Raw genomic sequence first — 24257 nt, 5'->3', positions numbered from 1 at the left:
GAGAACGCTGAGCTTAAAAGAACGGCGATATATTGCGCTTGATTGCATCCGATCCCTCGTTTTCCACTCGTCAGTTAGAGAAAGGGGCGCATCCCTGCGCCCGAAAATGCTTCCCTGCCAGACATCACGGCGATCAGACCGTGTGAGCCTGGTGCGGCTGTTGCAGTAGCTCCTCCAGTGAAACGTTCACCCCTTCCAGCGTGACCAGCTGCGTACTGCTGTAGGCGGTACCGGTGCCGTCGCGGTCAATCGACAGGACGGTATTGCCATCCGCGGTATGGTCCACCTTCACGAAATCGTTGACGTTGCTGGTGCTGTCGTTCCAGCCGACGAGCAGACTGCTGACGTCAATCTTGTCGCCGTCGGCGACAGAGAAATCGGTCCAGGTGTCATGCCCGTTGCCGCCGACGGCATCCGCGCTGTTAAGCAGGTGATAGACCAGGGTATCGGCGCCCGCTCCGCTCGTGATGGTGTCGTCATAGGCGCTGCTGGTCAGCGCATCCGCCCCTGCGGTTCCGGTAATGATCGGATGCAGATCGATGGTGAAGCTGTTGGTGGTAATGGTGCCGTCGGCTGCCGCCAGGCTATAGCTGAACACCTCTTTATGGGCGATCTCCTGCACATTGACGGCGCTGTTAAGCGCATAGGTGTAGTGACCGTCGGCGGAGATACTCAGGGTGCCGTAGTCCCCCGCCACCAGCGTAACGCCGCTGCTGCTGACGGCGGTGGTCAGGCCCGCCTCGTTGGTGATGCTCAGCGCGCCGGTATGGGTAGCTGTGCTGTCGCCGTAGATGCTGCCGCTCGCCGTGGTGCCGTCATCGATGCTGGTTTCCGCAAACAGGCTGTTTACGGAGAGCAGCGTGACTGCCGGACCGTTGTGCAGATCGACCGTCAGGGTAGCCGAGGTCACCGTGCCGCTGGCGTCGCGTACCGAATAGCTGAACACGTCCGCCGCTGGCAGCGCGCTGGCATCCAGCCCCGCTTTCAGCACATAGGTGTAATCGCCTTGCGCATCAATAGTCAGGGTGCCGTAGGTGGTGTTAATAACCGTATTGCCCGTTGCCGAAATGGCGCTGCCGGAAACGGTAGTCACCAGCGTGCCTGTCGGTATCGTACCGGCCACCGAACTGGTGTCGTTCGCCAGCAGGTTGCCCGTGACGGTGGCCGCCACCGTCACCGCCAGCGTGGTGATATCGGAGGTGGTGGTGACGGTCGTGGAAGGCAGAACACCCACGCCGCTACTGGTGCCCAGCAGCACGGCGTAGTTGCCCGTGCCGAGGTTGCTGTAGGTGACGTTGCTGCCGGTCTGCGTCCCCACCGTCAGGAAGGTGGAGATGTAGTTGGCGTTGCTCGATTTCACCACCCAGGTGCCGTTCGCCTGCTGTTGATAGAGATAGAGCGTATAGGTAGAGGTCAGCGCCACCAGGCTGGTCGCCGAGGCGTGCAGCGTTACCGTACGGGTATCGCCGGTTCCCACGCTGAACTGATAAGCGTTGGCGCTTTGCAAGACGTCGAGCGTCACCGCACCGCCCAGGTTAACGTTCAGCAGCGAAACACCAGTATGGCTGCTGTTGGCGTTGGTGATGGTGCCCGTCTGGGTGGAGTAATCCACGGTGGACACATCATTGGCCGCTACCACGCGGATCGCCCCCAGTACCGTCGCAACTGGCGAAACGTTGCCTGCGCTGTCAGCCTGGGTTACCGACAGCGTCGCGCCGGTGGTCTGCGCGGTCGTCAGCGCCACCGAGAAGCTGCCGTTGGCCGCCACGGTGCCGCTGCCGATAGCGTTGCCGCCCGCGTCGCGCACGGTGACCGTCGCGCCCGCTTCGCCGCTGCCGGTCAGGGCGGTGCCCGCCGTATTAATGGCCAGCCCGGTGACCGCCGTCGGCGCCACGCTGTCCACGACCACGTTTGCCGCGGTGGTGGTGCTGACATTGCCCGCCGTATCCGTCACCGTCACGCTCAGCGGATGGGTGCCCTGCGACAGCGTGGCGGTGGTAAAGCTCCAGGCGCCGCCACTGCCCGCGACTACGCTGCCCAGCAGCGCCGTGCCGTCGTAAATGGTGACAACCGCGCCCGCTTCCGCCGTGCCGCTCAGTACCGGCGTGGTATCGCGCGTCGCCCCGCCGCTCGGTACCGTCACGTTCGGCGTGACCGAGTCATTGGTGATCACCAGGGTGCTGGCCGCCGGGGCCGTGGTATCGATGGTCAGGGTGGTACTCACGCCCGGACTGACGTTGCCTGCCGCATCGGTCGCGGTGACGGTCAGGGTGTGTGCGCCCCCGGCCAGCACCGGCGTAATCAGGCTCCACTGGCCATTGCTGCCCACCGTCGTGCTGCCCAGCAGCGTAGCGCCGTCATAGACGTTGATACGCGCGCCGACCTCGCCGCTGCCGCTCAGCAGCGGCGTGTTGTCGTTGGTGACGCCGCCGTTCGGGATGGTCACCGGCGTACTGCCGTTGTTGTTGCTTACCGCCAGCGCCGTTACCGCCGCTGGCACCGTGGTATCGACCAAAATAGTCGACGACGTCGAGCCGCTGACGTTGCCGGCCGGGTCGGTGACCGTCACGCTCAGCGGATGCGAGCCCTGCTGGAGCGCGCTGGTGGTAAAGCTCCAGGCGCCGCTTGCGGCTGCCGTTACCGTCCCCAGCAGCGTCGTGCCGTCAAAGATGCTGACGCGACTGCCCGCCTCCGCCGTGCCGCTCAGGGTCGGCGTGTTGTCGTTCGTCGAACCGCCGTTCGCCACTGCCGCGCCGGTAACGTCGTTAACGATCTGCAGCGTTGAGGCCGTCGGCGCCACCGTATCCACAGTAATAGAAACCGTGGCCGACGCGGCGCTGGTATTGCCCAGCGCGTCACGCACCGTCACGCTCAACGGATGCACGCCGTTGCTCAGCGCGCCGGTGGTAAAGCTCCATGCGCCGTTCGCGCCGGCCGTAGTGGAGCCGAGCGCCGTGGTGCCGTCAAAGATAACAACGATCGCGCCCGCTTCCGCCGTGCCGCTCAGGGTTGGCGTATTGTCGTCCGTGGCCGCGCCGCTCGTCAGGTTGCCCTGAATTGTCCCGACGTTGTCGCTGACCGTCAGATCGGTCACCGCCGCGGGCGCCGTGGTATCAACGGTCAGCGTCAGTGCGGTCGGCGAGCTGGTGTTGCCCACCGCATCGGTGGCGGTGACGCTCAGGGTATGCGCCCCATCCGCCAGCGTCGGCGTGACGAAGCTCCACTGCCCGTTGCTGCCCGCCGTCACGCTGCCCAGCACCGTCGTGCCGTCAGTGATGGTGATGCGGCTGCCCGCCTCGGCGGTCCCGGTCAGCGCTGGCGTATTGTCGTTGGTGCTGCCGTTGCTGCCGATCGCCACCGGTGTGGTGCCGTTGTTGTTGCTCGCCGCCAGGGTAACAGCGGCAGGCGGCGTGGTGTCCACGGTAATACTGGCCGTGGTGGCGCCGCTGACGTTGCCCGCCAGGTCCGTTACCGTGACGCGCAGCGCATGCACGCCCTCAGCGAGCGCCGCCGGGGTAAAGCTCCAGCCGCCATCAGCGCCGACGGTAGTCGAGCCGAGCGTGGCAGCGCCGTCATAGAGGGTGACGATGCTGCCCGCTTCCGCCGTCCCGCTCAGCACCGGCGTGTTGTCATTGGTCGATCCGCCATTCGGCACCGCCACGCTGGCGGCGTCGTTGGTGATAGCCAGCGTCGACGCGGCTGGCGCGACGGTATCCACCGTCAGGGTAAACGGCGTCGCGGCGCTGGTGTTGCCAGCCGCATCGGTCACCGTCACGTTCAGCGTATGCGCGCCGTTGCTCAGCGCCCCGGTAGTGAAGCTCCAGGCACCGCTCGCGTCCGCCGTTACCGTACCAAGCAGCGTCGTGCCGTCGTAGACAGTCACGATATTGCCCGCCCCGGTGGTGCCGTTAAGGGTTGGCGTGTTGTCGTCGGTTACGCCGCCGTTAGTCAGACTGCCCTGCGTCGCACCGACATTATCGTTCACCGTGAGGTCAGCGACTGGCGCGGGTGCGGCGGTCGCCACCGTCAGCGTCAGCAACGCTGCCTCACTGACGTTGCCCGCGGCATCGGTTGCGGTCACGCTCAGCGTATGCGGCCCGTCAGCCAGCGTCGGCGTGGTGAAACTCCACTGGCCGTTACTGCCCGCCGTCACGCTGCCCAGCAGCGTGGTGCCGTCGGCGATGGTAATGCGGCTACCCGCATCCGCCGTGCCTGCCAGCACTGGCGTGCTGTCGTTGGTGGTACCGTTACTGGCGATCGGCGTGGTGGTGGTGCCGTTGCTGTTGCTGGCCGTCAGCGTCACGGCGGCAGGCGGCGTGGTATCTACCACCACCGTCGTGGTGCCGGAGAGCACGCTGACGTTGCCTGCCGCATCCGTGACGCGGGCGCTCAGCGTATGCGTGCCCTGAGCGAGCGCACGGGAGACGAAACGCCAACTGCCGGCGGCGTTTGCGGTGACAGAACCGAGTGCCGTCGTACCGTCGTAGACGGTTACCAGGCTGCCCGCTTCGGCGGTGCCGCTGAGTACCGGCGTGTCATCATTAGTGAAGCCGCCGTTCGGCACGACCGCACTGGTGGCGTCGTTAGTGATCACCATATTCGCCGCCGTCGCAGGCGCAACGGTATCCACGGTAAAGGCGATTGCATCAGAACGGCCGCTCAGGTTACCGGCGACATCAGTCACCGTTACGCTCAGCGCGTGCGCCCCGTTAGTCAGCAGCGGCGCGGTGTAGCTCCATGCGCCATCGCCGCCCGCCGTGGTGGAACCGATAACGGTATCGCCGTCGTAGACGGTAATCAGCGCGTTAGCTTCAGTGGTTCCGCTCAGCTGCGGCGTGTTGTCATTAGTGGCGGTGCCGTCAGGGATGCTGACCGCCGTCGTACCGTTATTGTTGCTCAGCAGCAGATCGGTGACCGGGGTCGGCACGGTGGTGTCGACGATAACGGTAACGGGAGGAACGGCTGCGCCCGGGTTGCCTTCTGCATCTACGGAGGTAACAGAGAACGTATGCGGCCCCTCCGCCAGCGCCGCAGGCGTAAAGCTCCATATGCCGCCTGCGCCAACGGTCACGCTGCCCAACGTGGTGGCGCCATCGAGGATGGTGATTACGTCGCCCGCCGTCGCCGTGCCGCTGAGTACCGGCGTGGTGTCACTGGTTGACGCACCGTCCGCCAGGTTAACCAGCGTGCTGCCGCTGTCGTCGGTAATCTGCAGCGTGCTGGTGGTCGGCGGCAGGCCATTCTCTATGGTAATAACGAAAGGTGCCATCGCCGCGCCGACGTTGCCCGCCACGTCAGTCTGGGTCACCGTAAAGCTGTGCGACCCGTTGCTCAGCGCGGCAGAGGTAAAGCTCCAGGCGCCGTTCGCAGCCGTCGTAACCGTGCCCAGCAGCGTCGTCCCGTCATAAAGGGTAACGGTGCTGCCTGGCTCCGCCGTTCCGCTCAGCGTCGGGGTGTTGTCGTCAGTGGTGGCGCCGTTGGCCAGCGGGCCGGTGGTGACGCCCGCATCGTCGCTTACCACCAGATCGGCGATTGCCGCCGGAGGCGTCAGATCGACGTTAATCGTGTAAGGCTGCGCCTCAATGCTGGTATTGCCCGCCGCATCGGTGACCGATACGGTAAAGGCGTACTGGCCGTCAGTAAGCGCGTCGGTTTCAAAACGCCAGACGCCGCTTTCGTTCACCGTGGCGCTGCCGATCAGATCGCTGCCCTGATAGATATTGACGGTCGTGCCCGCCTCGGCGGTCCCGCGCAGCACGGGCGTGGCGTCGTTGGTATAGCCGTCATTGCCGATCAACAGCGGCGTCGCGCCGTCAGTGTCGTAAATGTCGAAGGTGGCGACCGGCTGCGGCGCAACGGTGTCTACCGTCAGGGTGGCTGAAGAGGTGGCGCTGATATTGCCCGCCGCATCGGTCACCGTGACGTTCAGCGTATGGGTGGCGTCGGAGAGCGCAGCAGCGGGGGTAAGGCTCCATGCGCCCGCGCCGTCCGCCAGCACCGACCCAATCGCCGTGGTGCCGTCATAGACAGTGACAAGACTGTTCGCCTCCGCCGTGCCGCTGATGGCGGGCGTGCTGTCGTTGGTCACGCCGCCGTCGGCAATGATCGTACCGCCATCGTTACGCAGCGTCAGCGCGCCAGCCGGTTCCGGCGGCGTCACGTCGACTACCAGGGTAAAGCTTGCAGAACGCGCGCTGACGTTGCCGATCTCATCAGTGACCGTCGCGCTCAGCGCATGGGTGCCCTCTGCCAGCGTCGGCGAGCTAAAGCGCCACGCGCCGTCGTCGCCGGCCGTCGTCGACCCGATAATCACGTCGCCGTCATAGAGGGTGACCAGACTGTTGGCTTCCGCCGTACCGGTCAGCAGCGGCGTGTTATCGCTGGTGGCAGCGCCCTGCGTCAGCGCAACATTTTCCGCGCCGTTGTCGTTGCTGACCGTCAGCGCGGTCGCAACCGGCGCCAGCGTATCGACCGTAAAGCCGATCGCCGTCGAAGGCAGACTGGTATTACCCGCCGCATCGGTAAGGGTCACGGTCAGGCTGTGAGCGGCGTCGCTCAGCGTCGGCACCGAGAAGCTCCACAGCCCGCTGGCGCCCACCGTGGTAGTGCCCAGCGCGGTGGTACCGTCATAGACGGTGACGATAGTGCCCGCCTCTCCGCTGCCGCTCAGCAGCGGCGTGCTGTCGCTGGTGGTGGTGCCGTCGGCGATCGCCACTGCGGTTGCGCCGTTATCGCTGCTGAGAGCGATATCCGCCGCCGTCGCTGGCGCGGTGGCGTCAACCACCACGCTGATGGCGGCGGATGCGCCAACGTTGCCCGCCGCATCCACAGGCGTGACGGTAAAGGAGTGGGTGCCGTCGGCGAGCACAGGCGAAATCAGGCTCCAGCTGCCGTCGGCGTTAACTGCGACGCTGCCCAGCAGCGCTGCGCCTTCATAGACGATGACCGTGCCACCCGCCTCCGCGAAACCGCTCAGCACCGGGGTGCTGTCGCTGGTGAGACCGCCGTCCGGTATCGCCACCGTCCCCGCACCGCTGTCGTTGCTCAGCGCCAGGCTGGTGACCGCCGCAGGCGGCTGGGTATCGACGCTCAGCGCGATCGCGTCGCTTGCCGGGCTGACGTTGCCCGCCAGGTCCGTCACGACGGCGCTCAGGCTATGCGCGCCGTCGTTAAGCGTCGGCGCGGTGAAGCTCCAGTTGCCGTTGCCGTCCACGGTAGCGGTGCCGAGCACCGCCGTACCGTCCAGCACGGTAACCACCGTGCCCGCCTCCGCCGTGCCGCTCAGCACCGGCGTGTTGTCATTGCTCAGGCCGCCATCGGGAATAGCCGAGCCGGTCGCGTCGTTGGTCAGCGTCAGCCCGGCCGCGGCCACAGGCGCGACGGTATCGACGGTGAAGCTAACCGGCGTGGTAGTGCCGCTGCTGTTGCCCGCCGCATCCGTCACGTTAACGCTCAGGCTGTGCAGCCCGTCCGCCAGCGTCGGCGTGCTCAGGCTCCAGCTGCCGTCTGGCGCTGCGGTGACGGAGCCGAGCACTGCGGCGCCGTCATAGAGGGTGACGAGGCTGCCCGCTTCAGCCGTGCCGGTCAGCTCCGGCGTGGCGTCGTTAGTTGTGCTGCCGTCGACAATTGGTGTCAGCGTCTGGCCGGTGTTGTTGTTGACCAGCACATTGTCAGCCAGCGCTGGCGCGGTGGTATCGACGCTAAAGCCAAAGGCGTCTGATGCCGGGCCAACGTTACCCGCCGCATCGGTAACCGTGGCGATCAGGCTGTGCGCGCCGTCGGCCAGCGTGGGCGACGTAAAGCTCCAGCTACCGTCAGCGCCGACGGTCGCCGTACCGAGTACGGTAGCGCCATCGGAAACGGTCACCGTACCGCCCGGCTCCGCCGTGCCGCTCAGTACCGGCGTGGCGTCATTGGTCGAGCCGCCTGCCGCGATCGCCGTGCCGCTGGCATCACTGGTGAGCGCCAGATCCGTCGCCGCCGCTGGCGCGGAGGTGTCGATGGTAAAGCCGATCGCCCCAGACGGCGTGCTGCTGTTGCCGGCGGCGTTAGTGACCACCACGCTCAGGCTGTGCGCGCCTTCGCTAAGGGTCGGCGCGCTGAAGCTCCAGTTGCCGTTGCCGTCGACCGACGTGCTGCCCAGCACGGTCGCCCCATCAGAAACGGTGACGATGGTGCCAGCCGCGGCGGTGCCGCTCAGCACCGGCGTGGTGTCGTTGGTCTGCCCGCCCGCCGCAATCGCCGTGCCGCTGGCGTCACTGGTGAGCGCCAGGTCCGTCGCCGCCGCTGGCGGCGTCAGATCCACGCTAAAGAGATAGGCCGCCGAGGCCGGGCCGGTGTTACCAGCAGGATCGGTAACGGTGGCGGTCAGGCTGTGTTCGCCCTGCGCCAGCGCAGGGGTGGTGAAGCTCCAGCTGCCGTCGCTGGCCGCGGTTACCGTGCCCAGCACCGTGTTGCCGTCGGAAACGGTGACGATGCCGCCCGGCTCCGCCGTGCCGCTCAGTACCGGCGTCGCATCGCTGGTGGTGCCATCCGCAGGGATCGCTACCCCGCTCTGATCGTTGCTGAGCGAGAGATCCTGCGCTGCTGTCGGCGGCAGGGTATCTACCCTAAAGCTCAGCGCGTCGGTCGCCGGGCTGACGTTGCCCGCGCCGTCAGTCACGGTCGCTGTCAGGCTGTGCAGGCCGTCAGCCAGCGCAGGCGAGGTGAAGCTCCAGCTGCCGTCGGCGTTGGCGGTTACCGTGCCCAGCACGTTATCGCCGTCGGTGACGGTAATCAGGCTGCCCGCGTCGGCAGTGCCGCTCAGCACCGGCGTGTCGGAGTTGGTCAGCCCGCCGGAAACGATAGCCGTGCCGTTCTCACTGCTGAGCAGCAGATCGGCCGCCGCCGCTGGCGGCGTGGTATCGACGGTAAAGGCCAGCGCATCAGAAGCCGGGCCGACGTTGCCCGCCGCATCGGTAACGGTGGCGCTCAGGCTGTGACTGCCCTCGCTCAGCGCTGGGGCGATAAAGCTCCAGCTGCCGTCCGTGCCTGCGACCGCGGAGCCGAGCGCGGTAGTGCCGTCATAAACGGTGACGATGCCGCCCGCCTCTGCGGTTCCGCTCAGCACCGGCGTCGGATCGTTGGTGACGCTGCCGGTAACCGGTACAGGCGTGCCGCTCTGGTCGTTGCTGAGCTGCAGGCCGGTCGCCGCTATCGGCGCCAGGGTATCAACGGTGACGAGAAGTGGCGTTGTCGCCACGCTGCTGTTGCCCGCCAGATCGGTGGCCGCGGCGGTCAGGCTGTGGTCGCCGTCAGCCAGCACTGGCGCGGTATAACTCCAGCTGCCGTCGCTGCCCGCCGTGACGCTGCCCAGTACCGTAGCGCCATCGGAAACGGTCACGATGCTGCCAGCGTCGGCCGTCCCGCTCAGCGTCGGCGTCGCGTTATTGGTCGCATCGCCAGAGGCGAGCGGCGCGCCATCGTTGCTCAGCACCACATCCGCAGGCACGGAGGGCGGCTGGGTATCGACGGTGAAGGCGACAGGGGTGGAAGCCGGTCCGGCGTTGCCCGCCGCATCGGTGACTACGGTGGTAAGGCTATGCGCGCCGTCGGAGAGCGTCGGCGTGGTGAAGCTCCAGCTGCCGTCGCTGGCCGTGGTTACCGTGCCCAGCACCGTGCTGCCGTCGGAAACGGTGACGCTACTGCCCGGTTCGGCGCTGCCGCTCAGTACCGGCGCGCTGTTACTGGTCGGTGTATCGGTCGCGACCGGATTGCCGCTGGCGTCGGTGAGCGTAACGCCCGTCGCGGCTGCCGGCGCGGTGGTGTCGATAGTCAGGGTCAGCGGCGTGGATGTCACCAGGTTGCCGGTCGCATCGGTGTAGCTGGCGAGGAAGGTATAGGTGCCGTCCGTCTGTGCCGCAGGGGTAAAGGACCACTGGCCGCTGGCGTCTGCGGTCACGCTGCCCAGCGCGACATCGCCGCTAAAGAGCGTCACCAGCGCGCCCGCCGTCGCCAGGCCGCTCAGCAGCGGCGTCGCATCTGACGTCGTGGCGCCGTCGGCCAGCGCTACCAGTTGGCTGCCGCTGTCATCGGTTGCCTGCAGAGAGAGGGTCGCGGGCGGCAGATCCGCCTGAATATTCAGGTTAAAGGCGGATGTCGCCAGGCTGACGTTGCCCGCCGCGTCGGTAACGGTGACGGTCATGCTGTGGTTGCCGTTGCTCAGCGCGGTGGTGGTCAGGCTCCAGTTGCCTGCGCCATCCGCCGTGACGGTGCCGATCAGCACGTTGCCGTCATAGAGGCTGACGAGCGCGCCCGCCTCGGCCTGGCCGCTCAGGGTCGGCGTGTTGTCATCGGTGGTGTCGCCAGAGGTCAACGGCCCCTGCGTGCCGCCGACGTCATCGCTTACCACCAACCCGCTGGCGGCGGCTGGCGGCGTGGTATCAACGGTAAAGGTAAGCGGCGCTGTCGCCGGGCTGACGTTACCGGCGACATCGGTCACGGTGGTGGTGAAGCTGTGCGCGCCCTCCGCCAGCGCTGGCGAGGTAAAGCGCCAGCTGCCGCTGGCATCCGCCGTCGCGGTACCCAACAGATTGCCGCTGTCGGAAATGGCGACGGTGCTACCCGGCTCGGCCGTGCCGCTCAGTACCGGCGAGACATCATTGGTGGCGCTGCCTTCGCCGATCGGCACGCTGGTGCTGCCTGCATCATCGGTGAGCTGCAGGTTGTCGGCTGCCGCTGGCGCGACAGTGTCGACGGTGATATTCAGCGGGCCAGAGGTGGTCGTAGCGCCGGTCGGACTGACCGCAGTGGCAAAGAAGGCGTGCGAACCGTTCGACAGCGCAAAGAGCCTGAAGAACCAGTGGCCGCTGCTGTTTGCCGTGGTGCTGCCGGCCAGCGTCTGGCCGTCATAGAGCGTAACTACGCTGTTTGGCTCGGCGAGGCCGCTCAGCACCGGGCTGTCGTTATTGGTGGTCGTGCCGTCTGCCAGCGGCGTGACCGTGCTGCCCGTTTCATTAACCGCCTCAAGCGGGGTGGTGGCTGGCGGCAGGCCGCCCTCGACGGTGAGGTTGAAGGCGTCGGAGGCGCTGCTGACGTTACCTGCCGCGTCGGTGACAGTGGTGGTCAGGCTGTGCAGACCGCTGCTCAGGGTCGGCGTGGTGAAGCTCCAGCTGCCATCGGTATCGACAGTGGTGTAACCCAGAACGGTCTGACCGTCATAAATGGTCACCAGCGCGTCTGGCTCCCCCTGCCCGCTCAGGGTCGGGGTGCGGTCATCGGTGGTATCGCCCGAGGCGAGCGCGCCCTGGACATCACCGTAATCGTCTGTCACCACCAGGCCGCTAACGGCCGCTGGCGCGGTGCTATCGACGGTAAAGGCCAGCGGAGCGGAGGCCGTGCCGGTATTGCCCGCCGGATCGGTCACCGTAGTGGTCAGGCTGTGGCTGCCCTCGTCCAGCGCTGGCGTAATAAAGCGCCAGCTGCCGTCGGTATTGACCGTGGCGGTGCCCAGCACCGCGTTGCCGTCAGAAACGGTAACGATGCTGCCCGGCTCCGCCGTGCCGCTCAGGGTGGGGCTGGTGCTGCTGGTGGTTCCGCCTGCGGCTATCGGCTGCAGCGTGCCGTCGCGGCTGTCGCTCAGCACCAGATCGGCTGCCGCCGCTGGCGGCGTGCTGTCGACGCTAAAGGTTATCGGTGCGGAGGCGTTGCTGACGTTACCCACCGCATCGGTGACGGTCGCGCTCAGGCTGTGGTCGCCTTCGCTCAGTGCGGGCGTGGTGAAGCTCCAGCTGCCATCCTGAGCAGCGGTTACCGAGCCAAGAACGTTGTCGCCGTCAGAAACGGTGACGATGCCGCCCGGCTCTGCCGTGCCGCTCAGCAGCGGCGTCGTATCGTTAGTCGCGCCCGTGGTGACGGCAACCGGCGTGCCGCTGCTGTCGCTGCTCAGCTGCAGATTGCTGACCGCGTCCGGCGCGACGGTGTCGACAGTGATATTAAGCACAGGCGAATCAGTCACGGTTCCTGCGCCGTCAGCGGTAGCAGCGCGGAAGGCGTAGCTGCCGTCCGTCAGCGCGTCCGGCGTAAAGCTCCACTGCCCGTTAGCGTCGGCGGTGACGCTGCCCAGCAGCTGATCGCCGTTGTAGAGCGTCACCAGCGCACCGGCGGTGGCGACGCCGCTCAGCACCGGCGTCGCGTCGCGCGTGCTGGCCCCGTCGGTCAGATCGACCGGCGCGCTGCCGCTGTCGTCAGTCGCCACCAGCGTCAGGGTGGCAGGTGGCTGACCGGTCGCCACAGTCAGGTCGAAAGGCGCCGTCGGCACGCTGACGTTGCCTGCCGCATCGGTCACGGTGGTCGTCAGGCTGTGCGGCCCGTCGCTCAGTGCCGGCGTGGTAAAGCGCCAGCTGCCGTCGGCGTTGACCGTGACGCTGCCCAGCAGCGTACTGCCGTCATAGACGCTGACAATGCTGCTCGCTTCCGCCTGGCCGCTCAGGGTCGGTGTGCTGTCGTCGGTGGTGTCGCCGAACGCCAGCTCGCCCTGCTGGGCGCCGACATTATCGGTGACAATAACGCCCGAGGCCGTTTGCGGCGCGGTGGTATCAAGGGTAAACGTCACCGCCGCGGCAGGCGCGCTGACGTTGCCCGCCGCATCGGTGACGGTAGAGGTCAGGCTGTGGACGCCCTGCGCAAGCGTCGGCGCGGTAAAGCTCCAGCTGCCGTCCTGCGCCACGGTGGTGGTGCCCAGTACGCTGCTGCCGTCAGAAACGGTGACGATACTGCCCGGCTCCGCCGTACCGCTCAGCACTGGCGTGCTGCTGCTGGTCACGCCGTCGGTGACGATGGCATCGCCGTTCGCATCCGTCAGCGTGACGCCCGACGCGCTTTCCGGCGCAACGGTGTCAACGATAATGTTAAGCACTGGCGAATCGGTCACGGTGCCTGCGCCGTCATCGCTGGCGGCGCGGAAGGCGTAGCTGCCGTCCGACAGCGCGGCGGGCGTAAAGCTCCACTGCCCGTTTGCGTCAGCGGTGACGGAACCCAGCGCCTGATCGCCGTTATAGAGCGTCACCAGCGCACCGGCAGTAGTGAGGCCGCTCAGTACCGGCGTCGAGTCGCGCGTGCTGTCGCCGTTTGCCAGCTGCACCAGCGTGCTGCCGCTGTCGTCGGTCACGACCAGCGAACTGGCGGCAGGCGGCACCCCTGCGTCAACGGTCAGAGCGAAGGCGTCCGTCGGCGTGCTGACGTTGCCTGCCGCATCGGTCACGGTCGCCGTCAGGTTGTGCTGGCCGTCGCTCAGCGCAGGGGTGGTGAAGCGCCAGCTGCCGTCCTGGGCGGCGATGACGGTGCCCAGCAGCGTGTCGCCGTCATAGACGCTGACGAGGCTGCTCGCGGGTGCCTGGCCGCTCAGGGTCGGCGTGCTGTCGTCGGTGGTGGCGCCCGGGAGGAGTTCGCCCTGCGTCGCGCCCACGTCGTCGCTGACCACCAGCCCGCTGACCGCCGCTGGCGGGAGAGTATCCACGCTGAACAGCAGCGGTTCAGAAACCGGTCCGGTGTTGCCCGCCGGATCGGTGACAGTTGTGGTCAGGCTGTGGCTCCCCTCGGCAAGCGTCGGCGCGGTAAAGCTCCAGCGGCCGTCTGCGCCAACCGTGGCGCTGCCCAGCGCTACATCGCCGTCAGAGACGGTGACGATGCTGCCCGGCTCCGCCGTACCGCTCAGCACCGGTGAGGCGTCGTTTGTCGTACCGCCCGCAGTGACCGGCACGGAAACGCCGCTGCTGTCGCTGTTAAGCGCCAGATCGGCGGCGGCGGCAGGTGCCTGGGTATCCAGGGTAAAGAAAACCGGCACGGTCGCAGCGCTGGCGTTGCCTGCCGGATCGGTCACGACCGCCGTCAGGCTGTGGCTGCCGTCAGCAAGGCCTGCTGGCGTATAGCTCCAGCTGCCGTCTGTTCCGGCCGTGGCGCTGCCCAGCACCGTGTCGCCGTCGGAAACGGTGACGGTGCTGCCCGGCTCGGCGTTGCCGCTCAGTACCGGCGCGCCGCTGTTGGTCAGGCCGCCGCTGACGATCGCATCGCCGCTGGCGTCAGCCAGCGAAACGCCGGTTGCGGCTGTCGGCGCGACGGTATCGACGGTAAGCGCCAGCGTCGCGGAGTTGATGGTGTTCCCTGCGGCATCGGTAGCGGTCGCGCGAAAATCGTAGGTGCCATCCGCCAGCGTGGCGGGCGTAAAGCGCCACTGTCCGTTCGCGTCGGCGGTGGCGCTGCCCAGCAGCTGATCGCCGTTGTAGAGCGTTACCAGCGCGTTAGCGAGGGTCGCGCCGCTCAGAACGGGCGTGGTGTCGCGCGTGCTGGCGCCGTCGGCCAGCGCGACCGGCGTGCTGCCGCTGTCGTCAGTGGCTACCAGCGTCAGGGTGGCAGGCGGATCGCCTGCGGCGACGGTAAGATCGAATGGCGTGGTCGGCGCGCTGACGTTGCCTGCCGCATCGGTCTGGGTCAGAGTCAGGCTGTGCGCGCCGTTGCTCAGCGTCGGCGTGGTAAAGCGCCAGGTGCCGTCGGCGCCTGCCGTCACGCTTCCGATGGCGGCGCCGTTATCGTAAATCGTCAGCAGCGAACCGGGTTCCGCCTGGCCGCTGAGAAGAGGCGTGTTGTCGTCGGTGGTGTCGCCAGAGGTCAGCGGGCCGGTGCTGGTGCCAGCGTCGTCGGTCACCACCAGACCGCTGACCGCAGCGGGTGGTTGGGTATCGACCGTAAAGTTCAGCGGCGCGGACGGCGCGCTGACGTTGCCCGCCGCATCGGTGACGGTGACAGCCAGGCTGTGGCTGCCATCGGTCAGCGCGGGAGAAGTAAAGCTCCAGAGCCCGTCGCTGCCTACGGTGACGGTGCCCAGCAGCGTATCGCCATCCAGAACAGAGACGGTGCTGCCAGGCTCAGCGCTTCCGCCCAGCGTCGGCGTATTGTCACTGGTCGCACCGCCGGAGGCGATCGCGCCGCCGCCGTCATTGCTCAACTGCAGGCTGGATGCAACATCCGGCGCAAGGGTATCAATGGTAATAGTAATGGTCGGCGACGTGGTAACGTTGCCGTTTGCGTCCGTACTGGTGGCGCTAAAGGCATAGGTGCCGTCTGCCAGCGTGGCGGGCGTAAAGTTCCACTGACCGCTGCCGTCGGCGGTCACGCTGCCCAGCAGCTGATCGCCGTTATAAATCGTCACCACCGCACTGGCGGTGGTCAGGCCGCTCAGCACCGGCGTCGCGTCGTTGGTGCGGGTGCCGTCCGCTATCGGCACCAGGCCGCTGCCGTTGTCGTTAGTAATTTCCAGCGAGCTGGTTGCTGGCGGCAAATCCGCCGCAACGTTGATAACGATCCCCGTCGTCGGCGCGCTGACGTTGCCCGCCGCATCGGTCACGGTCGCCGTCAGGCTGTGGCTGCCGTTGCTCAGCGTCGGGGTGGTAAAGCGCCAGACGCCGTCTGCGCCTGCCGTCACCGTGCCCAGCAGCGTGTTGCCGTCATAAACGCTGACGGTCGCGCCCGCTTCGGCCTGTCCGCTTAGCTCAGGGGTATTGTCATCGGTCGACTCGCCGGACGTCAGCGGGCCCTGGCTGGTGCCGACATTATCTGTCAGCTGCAGGTTGCTGGCCGCATCCGGCGCCAGAGTATCGACGGTAAAAGAGAGAGTGGTCGCCGGGCTGGCGTTGCCCGCCGCATCGGCGGCGGTAATACTCAGCGTGTGGCTGCCTTCGCTCAGCGCGGGCGTCGTGAAAGACCAGCGTCCATCGCTGCCTGCGATAACGGTGCCCAGAACGGTGCCGTTGTCAGAAAGAGTAACGGTGCTGCCCGCTTCGGTAGTGCCCTGCAGCAGAGGCGTGGCGTCATTGGTCGCGCCGTTAGCGGCGATGGGCGTCAGGGTCGTGCCGTTGTCGCTGGCGGCACTGACATCGGATAGCGTCGGAGCGACGGTATCGACGGTGAAGGTAACCGGCGCGGTGGCGCTGCTGGTATTGCCTGCGGCATCGGTGACCGTCGCCGTCAGGCTGTGCTGGCCATCCGCCAGCACAGGCGAAGTAAAGCTCCAGCTGCCGTCTGCGTTGACGGTCGCCGTTCCCAGCAGCGTGCCGTTGTCGTAAACGCTGATGGTGGTGCCCGCTTCAGCCGTTCCGCTTAGAACCGGCGTATTGTCATCGGTGGTGGCGCCTGCGGTAATCGCGCCCTGAATGGTGCCGACGTTATCGTTAATAGCCAGATCGGTAACCGCGCCGGGCGCAGTGGTGTCGCTACCCGTGCCACCGCCTGTACCGCCGTCTGTTCCACCGCCCGTACCGCCGCTGCCCGTACCGCCGCCGGTCGCGCCGCCGCTGTCGCCTGAACCGTTGCTGCCGTTAGAACCGGCGAACATCGCGGCAATACCCGCCAGCGCCCCGCCGCCGATACCGTAGGCAGCAATCGTGCCATCGTTGGTGATGTTATCCGCCAGCAGCCCCTCGGTGCTGTCGATAGAGACAAACTGGAAGCCCGGCTGACCCGGATCTTCTACCCACCACAGCGCGCCATGGTCATCCTGCAGCACCAGGTCGCTTTCGCCTGCCGGGCTATAAAAATTATGAATAACAACTGTTTCCCCAGATTTCGTGGTGACGACCAGGTCATTGCCGTTGCGCGCAAAAGATTTAATGTCAGATCGATTGAGGTTGAGCTTAACCACACTCGGAGCGTTTAAATTGACGTCGCTGCCACTCAGCTGCGAGGCGATCGTGCCGCCTTTAGGCGTTACTGAGATATTATTCATGTTATGTATATCCCACTGAGGTTATTAATATTCATAAAAATGCCCGGCATCCTGAGATCCCGGTTTATCCGTGAATAACGCTATGTGCTATTCACTCCCCTCTTTGTCGATCCCATCCTTTTGACGAAATCGCTCTGAGCCGTGTTGAATCTTTATCCTGGTGAGGGAATCACTTTTATTTGTTTTAATAACCGCAATGGGCTAGCCCGCTTCCGTAATAACCGGAGCAGGCGGCATATCACAAAAAGTTTCGGTAGTGTGTTATTGCAGATCGTTGATTTTTTAGCGCTCCGGACAGCGGAACGTTTACTGATTGATCAATAAAATCATCTAAATATGCTGTGTTCCAGCAACGCCCTTGCAAACCAGCCGCCTGCTTGCTTGACGCCAGTTCCAGCTGTTGCTGCGTATCTACACCCTGAATAATGACGCCCTTGCAGAAATCATTAACGTGATTAAGCAACGTATCAAAGGCGTAGCCTGTGCCATATTTCCAGAAGAAGCTGCGACTGATTTTCACATATTCAACTATTCCGCTGCTCAGCATAGATAAGGTCGAACTGCCTGCGCCGAAATCATCAAGCCATAATAACGCCGGGGTGATACCTGCCAGTTTTTGCAGCAGCAGGCGATCGGCGGCGTGATAACGCGCAGTGAAAAAGGCAGAAATTTCGAGACGTAACAAAGGCAGCTGATCGAGTTTTTGCTGAACCGCGTGGTTATTCAGAATGCCGCGAATAATATCGCTGTCGATATTAAGGCTGAGAACAGACGAGAAACCAGACTGATAAAGCGCATCGATCCGTTCGAGCTGCAGCAAAAACAGCTGCCATTTTTCCGCCTCAAGCAGGCGGTCAAATAGCCGGTGCCCGCTGTCGGCATCTGCCTGAACGGCACTTTCGTTCCCCTGCATGCAGCGCGTCAACAGCTCCCACGCCATCACTTCCCCGGAAGGGGCATGAATCGGTTCGAGCAGAAAGACGTAATGCTGACGAAGATGTAGTTGGCGACCCATGCTGCTGCTACCTGATCCACCCGATAAGTCAGCTACCTGAAAACAGCAACGGAAATGTCAGGAAAACTCATGTGAACGTTAAGAAAACCCAGAAGATTCTTAACACCTTAACCTGATGCTAACGTACAACTTACATTTTGAAAAATAGATTTAAGCCAAACCAGAAGAAATTTTCAATAGCCAAAACCAATCAAAAATGTTTTTTAAAAAGGTTTTTTAGAATTAAAGGGTCATAAAATATGCTTAAAATTAATTATTTCATCGACCTTGACGAATTAAGAATTAATTACTCCCCTGATTTTATTAAAAAATAATTTAACGTGTCGCTCATAAACATCACTTTATCTGATAAATATTACTGGAAACCATGATTACAGTAAATTCCATTAAAAACCGTAAAACGCACGCAATCCGCAAATTTTACTTTAGCTATAAACTTTAATTTAATTAATGCATACACAGTGAATGAAGGTGGAATACTCGACAGTAAATTACCATTTCAGCCAGTTTCAAACGGCACGGCTGGTAACGCCTCGTTTTTTCTGAAAAATTCCGCGACGCAGAAATGACCTACAAAATAAAGGGTCTTAAAGAAACTTAACGCAGCGTTAAACAGTGATGGCGATCACAAATTCAGCAAAAAGCGGATAAGGGGGCGGGAAAGTGAAAAGCTGAGCCTCTGGCGAGGCCCAGCGTGAAGCGTTAATTATTCATCTTCGAGATAGGTATAGCCGTACAGACCGCTTTCAAACTCTTCCAGGAACTGCGCGCGCAGTTCGTCGTCAATATCGGTCTCTTTAACCTGATTACGGAACAGCGTCATCAGCTCGTCCGGATTAAGCTGCACGTACTCCAGCATATCCGCCACGGTATCACCCTCATCCGACAGCTCCACTTCGACTTCGCCGCCCGCACGCGCATAGACGTTGACCGCCTCGGTATCGCCGAACAGGTTGTGCATATTGCCGAGAATCTCCTGATAAGCACCCACCATAAAGAAGCCGAGCATCGGCGGGTTCTCAGGATCGTACTCTGGCATCGGCATCGTGGTGGCGATACCGTCGCCATCAACGTAGTGGTCGATAGTGCCGTCGGAGTCGCAGGTGATATCCAGCAGCACCGCGCGGCGCTCCGGCTTTTTATGCAGCCCTTCCAGCGGCAGCACCGGGAACAGCTGATCGATACCCCAGGCATCCGGCATCGACTGGAACAGCGAGAAGTTAACGTACATCTTATCCGCCATGCGCTCCTGCAACTCGTCGATAATCGGACGGTGCGCGCGGTTGCTCGGATCGAGATGCTGCTGAATATAGTGGCAGATGCTGAGGTAAAGCTGTTCCGCCCAGGCGCGCTGCGACAGATCGTAAGTGCCGGAGGCGTAGCCGGTGTGGATATCGTGGAGATCCATCTGGCTGTCGTGCAGCCACTCGCGCAGCGAACGACGCACGTTTGGTTCGTGCATCTCCTGCCAGGTTTCCCACATGCTGAGGATCGGGCGCGGCGCCTCTTCCTGCGGTGCCTGCGGCGTGATGAACTCATTACGCTCTACGCCGATAATGTTGGAGACCAGCACGGTATGGTGCGCGGTCACGGCGCGGCCCGACTCGGTGATCACCGTAGGATGTTCCAGCCCATGCTCTTCGCAGGCATCGCCAATCGCCCAGATCACATTGTTGGCGTATTCGTTCAGACCGTAGTTGACCGAGCAGTCAGACTGCGAACGGGTGCCTTCATAATCGACGCCCAGACCGCCGCCGACGTCGAAGCATTTAATATTGACGCCAAGCTTAGCCAGCTCAACGTAGAAACGCGCCGATTCGCGCACGCCAGTGGCGATGTCGCGAATGTTAGCCATCTGCGAGCCGAGGTGGAAGTGCAGCAGCTGCAGGCTGTCGAGACGGCCCGCGTTGCGCATAATCTCTACCAGCTGCAGCACCTGCGACGCCGCCAGGCCGAACTTCGATTTTTCGCCGCCGCTCGACTGCCACTTGCCGGATCCCTGCGACGCCAGGCGCGCGCGGATGCCCAGGCGCGGCACCACGTTCAGACGCTCGGCCTCCTCCAGCACCAGGCGCACTTCAGTCATCTTCTCAATCACCAGATAGACTTTGTGGCCGAGCTTTTCGCCAATCAGCGCCAGACGGATATATTCGCGGTCTTTGTAGCCATTACAGACGATAACCGTGCGGGTTTTGCCCGCGTGCGCCAGCACCGCCATCAGCTCCGCTTTCGATCCCGCTTCGAGACCCAGCGGTTCGCCGGAGTTAACCAGCGACTCGATTACGCGCTTATGCTGGTTGACCTTAATGGGATAGACCAGGAAGTAGTCGCCGCGGTAGCCGTAGGATTCACGCGCGCGCTTGAACGCCGCGTTAATCGAGCGCAGGCGATGCTGCAGAATCTGCGGAAAGCAGAACAGCGCGGGCAGACGCTGGCCCTGGGCTTCGCGCTCTTTCACCAGGTTAGCCAGATCGACGCGCAGCGTCGGCTCATCCGGATTTGGACAGACGCTGACGTGGCCGAGTTCGTTGACGTCGTAGTAGTTATTGCCCCACCAGGCAACGTTATAGGTACGCAGCATTTTGCTGGCATCCTGGTCGTTCATTGCAACCTCCTGCATCGAGCGGAGCACACCCTGTTCGCCAGCTGACGAACCCTTGATAGTCTTCATGTCGTCAGACATCACGAACCTCGAATTTCTGTTGGAATGTGAAACAGTTACGCGCTTTCGCCACGCTCTGTCTGTTAATGAGTTGCCGCATAAAACGCTTTGCCCCGTCTGCCTGACGGCGAAGTCAGGATCAAAAAAGCATAAAACTAAGTGTAAAACACCCAGGCCCGTTACGTGTAAATGGACCGCGAATGCATTACGACGTTCACCAACGCGTGCTGGCCGGTAAGAGTTAATAAGGACGTACAGATTAACCGGCGCGCGTGTCGGGCGAATGACCGCAACAGGAGATACGTCGGCAAATCAGAGAAAAAGCAGGAAAGGAGAACGCCAGCGCGCCGGTAGAGCGCAGAGAACCGCAAGAAAGGAAAGCGTGGTTCATTACTTCTGTCACCTCCACACATGTTTTCGCATGTGGAAACAATCTGGGTGAACGTCAGAGAAGCTCTGACAGTGGCTACGCGCGGCGGCGGCGTCCTGATGGATGCGCCAGGGCAGCAGCGGCGTTTTATACCGCCTGACGGCTAAAAATGCAAAGCGTTTCGCTGGTTTGGCGCCGTTTCGCGTCACGTTTTTTTGCCAGGCGGCGCGTTTTCGAAAAATGCGGAAACAGAAAAAGGGCTGGCATTTCGTTCACGCCTTAACCTAAAATAGCCATCCAGATGGTTTTCCATCTAAACTGGTTAACATCCAGGCGTTTTACATCTGACATACTGACACTTCTTAAACTGCTCGCGGCTTTGCCTGAAGGGGCGTCAAGTAAGTTCATCTCACTTACGCTATGCAGTCGAATTCAAACCATTTGTAAGGTAAAGAACAGAATGGCTAAACACCTTTTTACGTCCGAGTCTGTATCAGAAGGACATCCTGATAAAATCGCTGACCAAATTTCTGACGCCGTACTGGACGCTATCCTCGAACAGGATCCCAAAGCGCGCGTGGCCTGCGAAACCTACGTAAAAACCGGTATGGTGCTGGTCGGCGGTGAGATCACCACCAGCGCATGGGTCGATATCGAAGAGATCACCCGTAATACCGTACGTGAAATCGGTTATGTTCATTCCGATATGGGCTTTGACGCCAACTCCTGTGCCGTACTGAGCGCCATCGGCAAGCAGTCGCCTGATATCAATCAGGGCGTTGACCGCACCGATCCGCTGGAGCAAGGCGCGGGCGACCAGGGCCTGATGTTTGGCTACGCCACTAACGAAACTGACGTGCTGATGCCAGCGCCGGTGACCTATGCGCACCGTCTGGTACAGCGTCAGTCTGAAGTGCGTAAAAACGGCGCGCTGCCGTGGCTGCGTCCGGACGCGAAAAGCCAGATCACGTTCCAGTATGACGGCGGCAAAATCGTTGGTATCGACGCGGTAGTGCTCTCAACCCAGCACGCGGAAGATATCGATCAGGCCACTCTGCGTGAAGCGGTAATGGAAGAGATCATCAAACCGGTATTGCCGAGCGAGTGGATCAACGCCAGCACCAAATACCATATCAACCCAACCGGACGCTTCGTTATCGGCGGCCCGATGGGCGACTGTGGCCTGACCGGGCGTAAAATCATCGTAGATACCTACGGCGGCATGGCGCGTCACGGCGGCGGCGCTTTCTCTGGTAAGGATCCGTCAAAAGTTGACCGTTCCGCAGCCTACGCGGCGCGCTATGTTGCGAAAAACATCGTTGCCGCTGGCCTGGCCGACCGCTGCGAGATTCAGGTCTCCTACGCTATCGGCGTTGCGGAACCAACCTCCATCATGGTGGAAACCTTCGGCACCGAGAAGATCTCGACCGAACAGCTGACCCTGCTGGTGCGCGAGTTCTTCGACCTGCGTCCTTACGGTCTGATTCAGATGCTGGATCTGCTGCAGCCGATCTATAAAGAGACCGCCGCTTACGGTCACTTCGGCCGCGAACATTTCCCGTGGGAAAAAACCGACAAAGCCGCTCAGCTGCGCGAAGCTGCGGGTCTGTAAGTTTTTTCCTATCAGGCTCTCCTCCTCTTCAGGAGGAGGGCCTTGTTTTTTAAGCGCCTTTTCTTGCCCCTTCCCGCCCCGGTCAGCAATTTTTCTTTTCTCAACTACACTTCTGAGACTCGTCAACAGCAAGCGTGTTACCGATTACAAATTGAAACGCTTTATTTATCTGCTATTTAGGATTTAACCTCCGTGGTTATTCGGCTGAAAATGCGTTATTTTCAGCGTCCTCTGATAGCCGATAATTGACGCCATGTCAGAAACTTAACAGGTGCTATACCTTACTGGTTACTTAACCTTTTCGGGCTGAATATGCTGAATTTCAGGGTTTCGGCGTGTGTAAGCGATTACATTAGCGTGATCGCCCTCACTTTTTCCCCGAGAAAGGTTTTTTAACATTGATAACAACAATGATGGATAAACTCGGAGGCAAAATGCCTGGCAATACTCACAAAAGCAGAACCTCAAACAAGGCGATGAGCTTGTTTGTCTGCTTTCTTGCGGCCCTTGCAGGGCTGTTATTTGGACTGGATATCGGCGTTATTGCGGGCGCGCTGCCGTTTATCGCCAAAGACTTTAACGTTACCGCACACCAGCAGGAGTGGATCGTCAGCTCCATGATGTTCGGCGCAGCCGTCGGCGCTGTCGGCTCCGGCTGGATGTCGTCACGTCTCGGTCGTAAAAAGAGCCTGATGGCGGGCGCTATTCTGTTTGTTATCGGTTCGCTCTGGTCCGCCATGGCGCCGAACCCGGAAATGCTGATCGTTGCGCGCGTGGTGCTGGGCCTGGCCGTTGGCGTCGCCTCTTATACCGCTCCGCTCTATCTTTCTGAAATCGCGCCGGAAAAAATCCGCGGCAGTATGATTTCTCTGTATCAGCTGATGATCACCATCGGTATTCTCGGCGCTTATCTCTCCGACACGGCCTTCAGCGCGTCCGGCGACTGGCGCTGGATGCTGGGCATCATCACGATCCCGGCGGTGCTGCTGCTGGTAGGCGTCTTCTTCCTGCCCAACAGCCCGCGCTGGCTGGCGGCTAAAGGCGATTTCCGCGACGCCCAGCGCGTGCTGGATCGCCTGCGCGACACCAGCGAGCAGGCGAAACGCGAGCTGGAAGAGATCCGCGAGAGCCTGAAGATCAAGCAGTCCGGCTGGCAGCTGTTCCAGAGCAACAGCAACTTCCGTCGCGCGGTGTTCCTCGGCGTGCTGTTGCAGGTCATGCAGCAGTTCACCGGTATGAACGTCATCATGTACTACGCGCCGAAGATTTTTGAGATTGCTGGCTTCTCTAATACCACCGAGCAGATGTGGGGCACCGTGATTGTCGGACTGGTCAACGTGCTGGCGACCTTTATCGCCATCGGTCTGGTGGACCGCTGGGGCCGTAAGCCGACGCTGATCCTGGGCTTCCTGGTGATGGCGGCGGGTATGGGCGTGCTGGGCACGATGCTGCATATGGGCATCCACTCGCAGGGCGCACAGTACTTCGCTATCGCCATGCTGCTGATGTTTATCGTCGGCTTCGCCATGAGCGCCGGCCCGCTGATTTGGGTGCTGTGTTCGGAAATCCAGCCGCTGAAAGGCCGCGACTTCGGTATTACCGTCTCTACTGCGACGAACTGGATCGCCAACATGATTGTCGGCGCGACCTTCCTCACCATGCTGAATTCGCTGGGCAACGCGCCGACCTTCTGGGTCTATGGCCTGCTGAACGTCTTCTTCATTCTGCTGACGGTTATGCTGATCCCAGAGACCAAAAACGTCTCGCTGGAGCATATCGAACGCAACCTGATGTCCGGTAAGAAACTGCGCGATATCGGTTCAAACAACTAATCCGCGCCTG

General features: G+C 62.5%; 5 protein-coding genes. 2 read left to right on the top strand and 3 right to left on the bottom strand.

Annotated elements, in window-relative coordinates; translation table 11 throughout:
• Nucleotides 1-133 precede the first annotated feature (133 nt).
• The 3 genes from EKL29_RS14675 to speA all read right to left on the bottom strand — a co-directional run bounded on the left by EKL29_RS14675 (nt 134) and on the right by speA (nt 20454).
• Complete coding sequence (locus tag EKL29_RS14675; RefSeq protein WP_126690059.1) at nt 134-16756, bottom strand: Ig-like domain-containing protein; 16623 nt, start codon at nt 16754-16756, stop codon at nt 134-136.
• A 238-nt stretch (nt 16757-16994) separates the two neighbouring features.
• Nucleotides 16995-17771: an EAL domain-containing protein gene (locus EKL29_RS14670; RefSeq protein WP_126690058.1), complete on the bottom strand. Its 777-nt coding sequence runs from the start codon at nt 17769-17771 to the stop codon at nt 16995-16997.
• A gap of 706 nt (nt 17772-18477) precedes the next feature.
• The gene (speA, locus tag EKL29_RS14665) at nt 18478-20454 is read right to left on the bottom strand and encodes a biosynthetic arginine decarboxylase (RefSeq protein WP_120454565.1); all 1977 of its coding nucleotides are present in this window, start codon (nt 20452-20454) and stop codon (nt 18478-18480) included.
• A gap of 809 nt (nt 20455-21263) precedes the next feature.
• Between speA and metK the strand changes: the two genes are divergently transcribed.
• On the top strand, nt 21264-22415 hold the full coding sequence (gene metK, locus EKL29_RS14660) for a methionine adenosyltransferase (protein ID WP_081140879.1): 1152 nt from the start codon (nt 21264-21266) through the stop codon (nt 22413-22415).
• A 434-nt stretch (nt 22416-22849) separates the two neighbouring features.
• Nucleotides 22850-24247: a sugar porter family MFS transporter gene (locus EKL29_RS14655; protein ID WP_126690057.1), complete on the top strand. Its 1398-nt coding sequence runs from the start codon at nt 22850-22852 to the stop codon at nt 24245-24247.
• Nucleotides 24248-24257: the final 10 nt, after the last annotated feature.

The organism is Pantoea sp. YU22 (assembly GCF_003970755.1).
Lineage (GTDB): Bacteria > Pseudomonadota > Gammaproteobacteria > Enterobacterales > Enterobacteriaceae > Pantoea > Pantoea piersonii.
This window is presented reverse-complemented; position numbering and strand designations above follow the sequence as displayed.

What these genes read in the sequence shown, in the direction of transcription:
- metK (WP_081140879.1), top strand. Translation starts at nt 21,264, where the DNA reads ATGGCTAAACACCTTTTTACGTCCGAGTCTGTATCAGAAGGACATCCT.
- EKL29_RS14655 (WP_126690057.1), top strand. Translation starts at nt 22,850, where the DNA reads ATGCCTGGCAATACTCACAAAAGCAGAACCTCAAACAAGGCGATGAGC.
- EKL29_RS14675 (WP_126690059.1), bottom strand. Translation starts at nt 16,756, where the DNA reads ATGAATAATATCTCAGTAACGCCTAAAGGCGGCACGATCGCCTCGCAG.
- speA (WP_120454565.1), bottom strand. Translation starts at nt 20,454, where the DNA reads ATGTCTGACGACATGAAGACTATCAAGGGTTCGTCAGCTGGCGAACAG.
- EKL29_RS14670 (WP_126690058.1), bottom strand. Translation starts at nt 17,771, where the DNA reads ATGGGTCGCCAACTACATCTTCGTCAGCATTACGTCTTTCTGCTCGAA.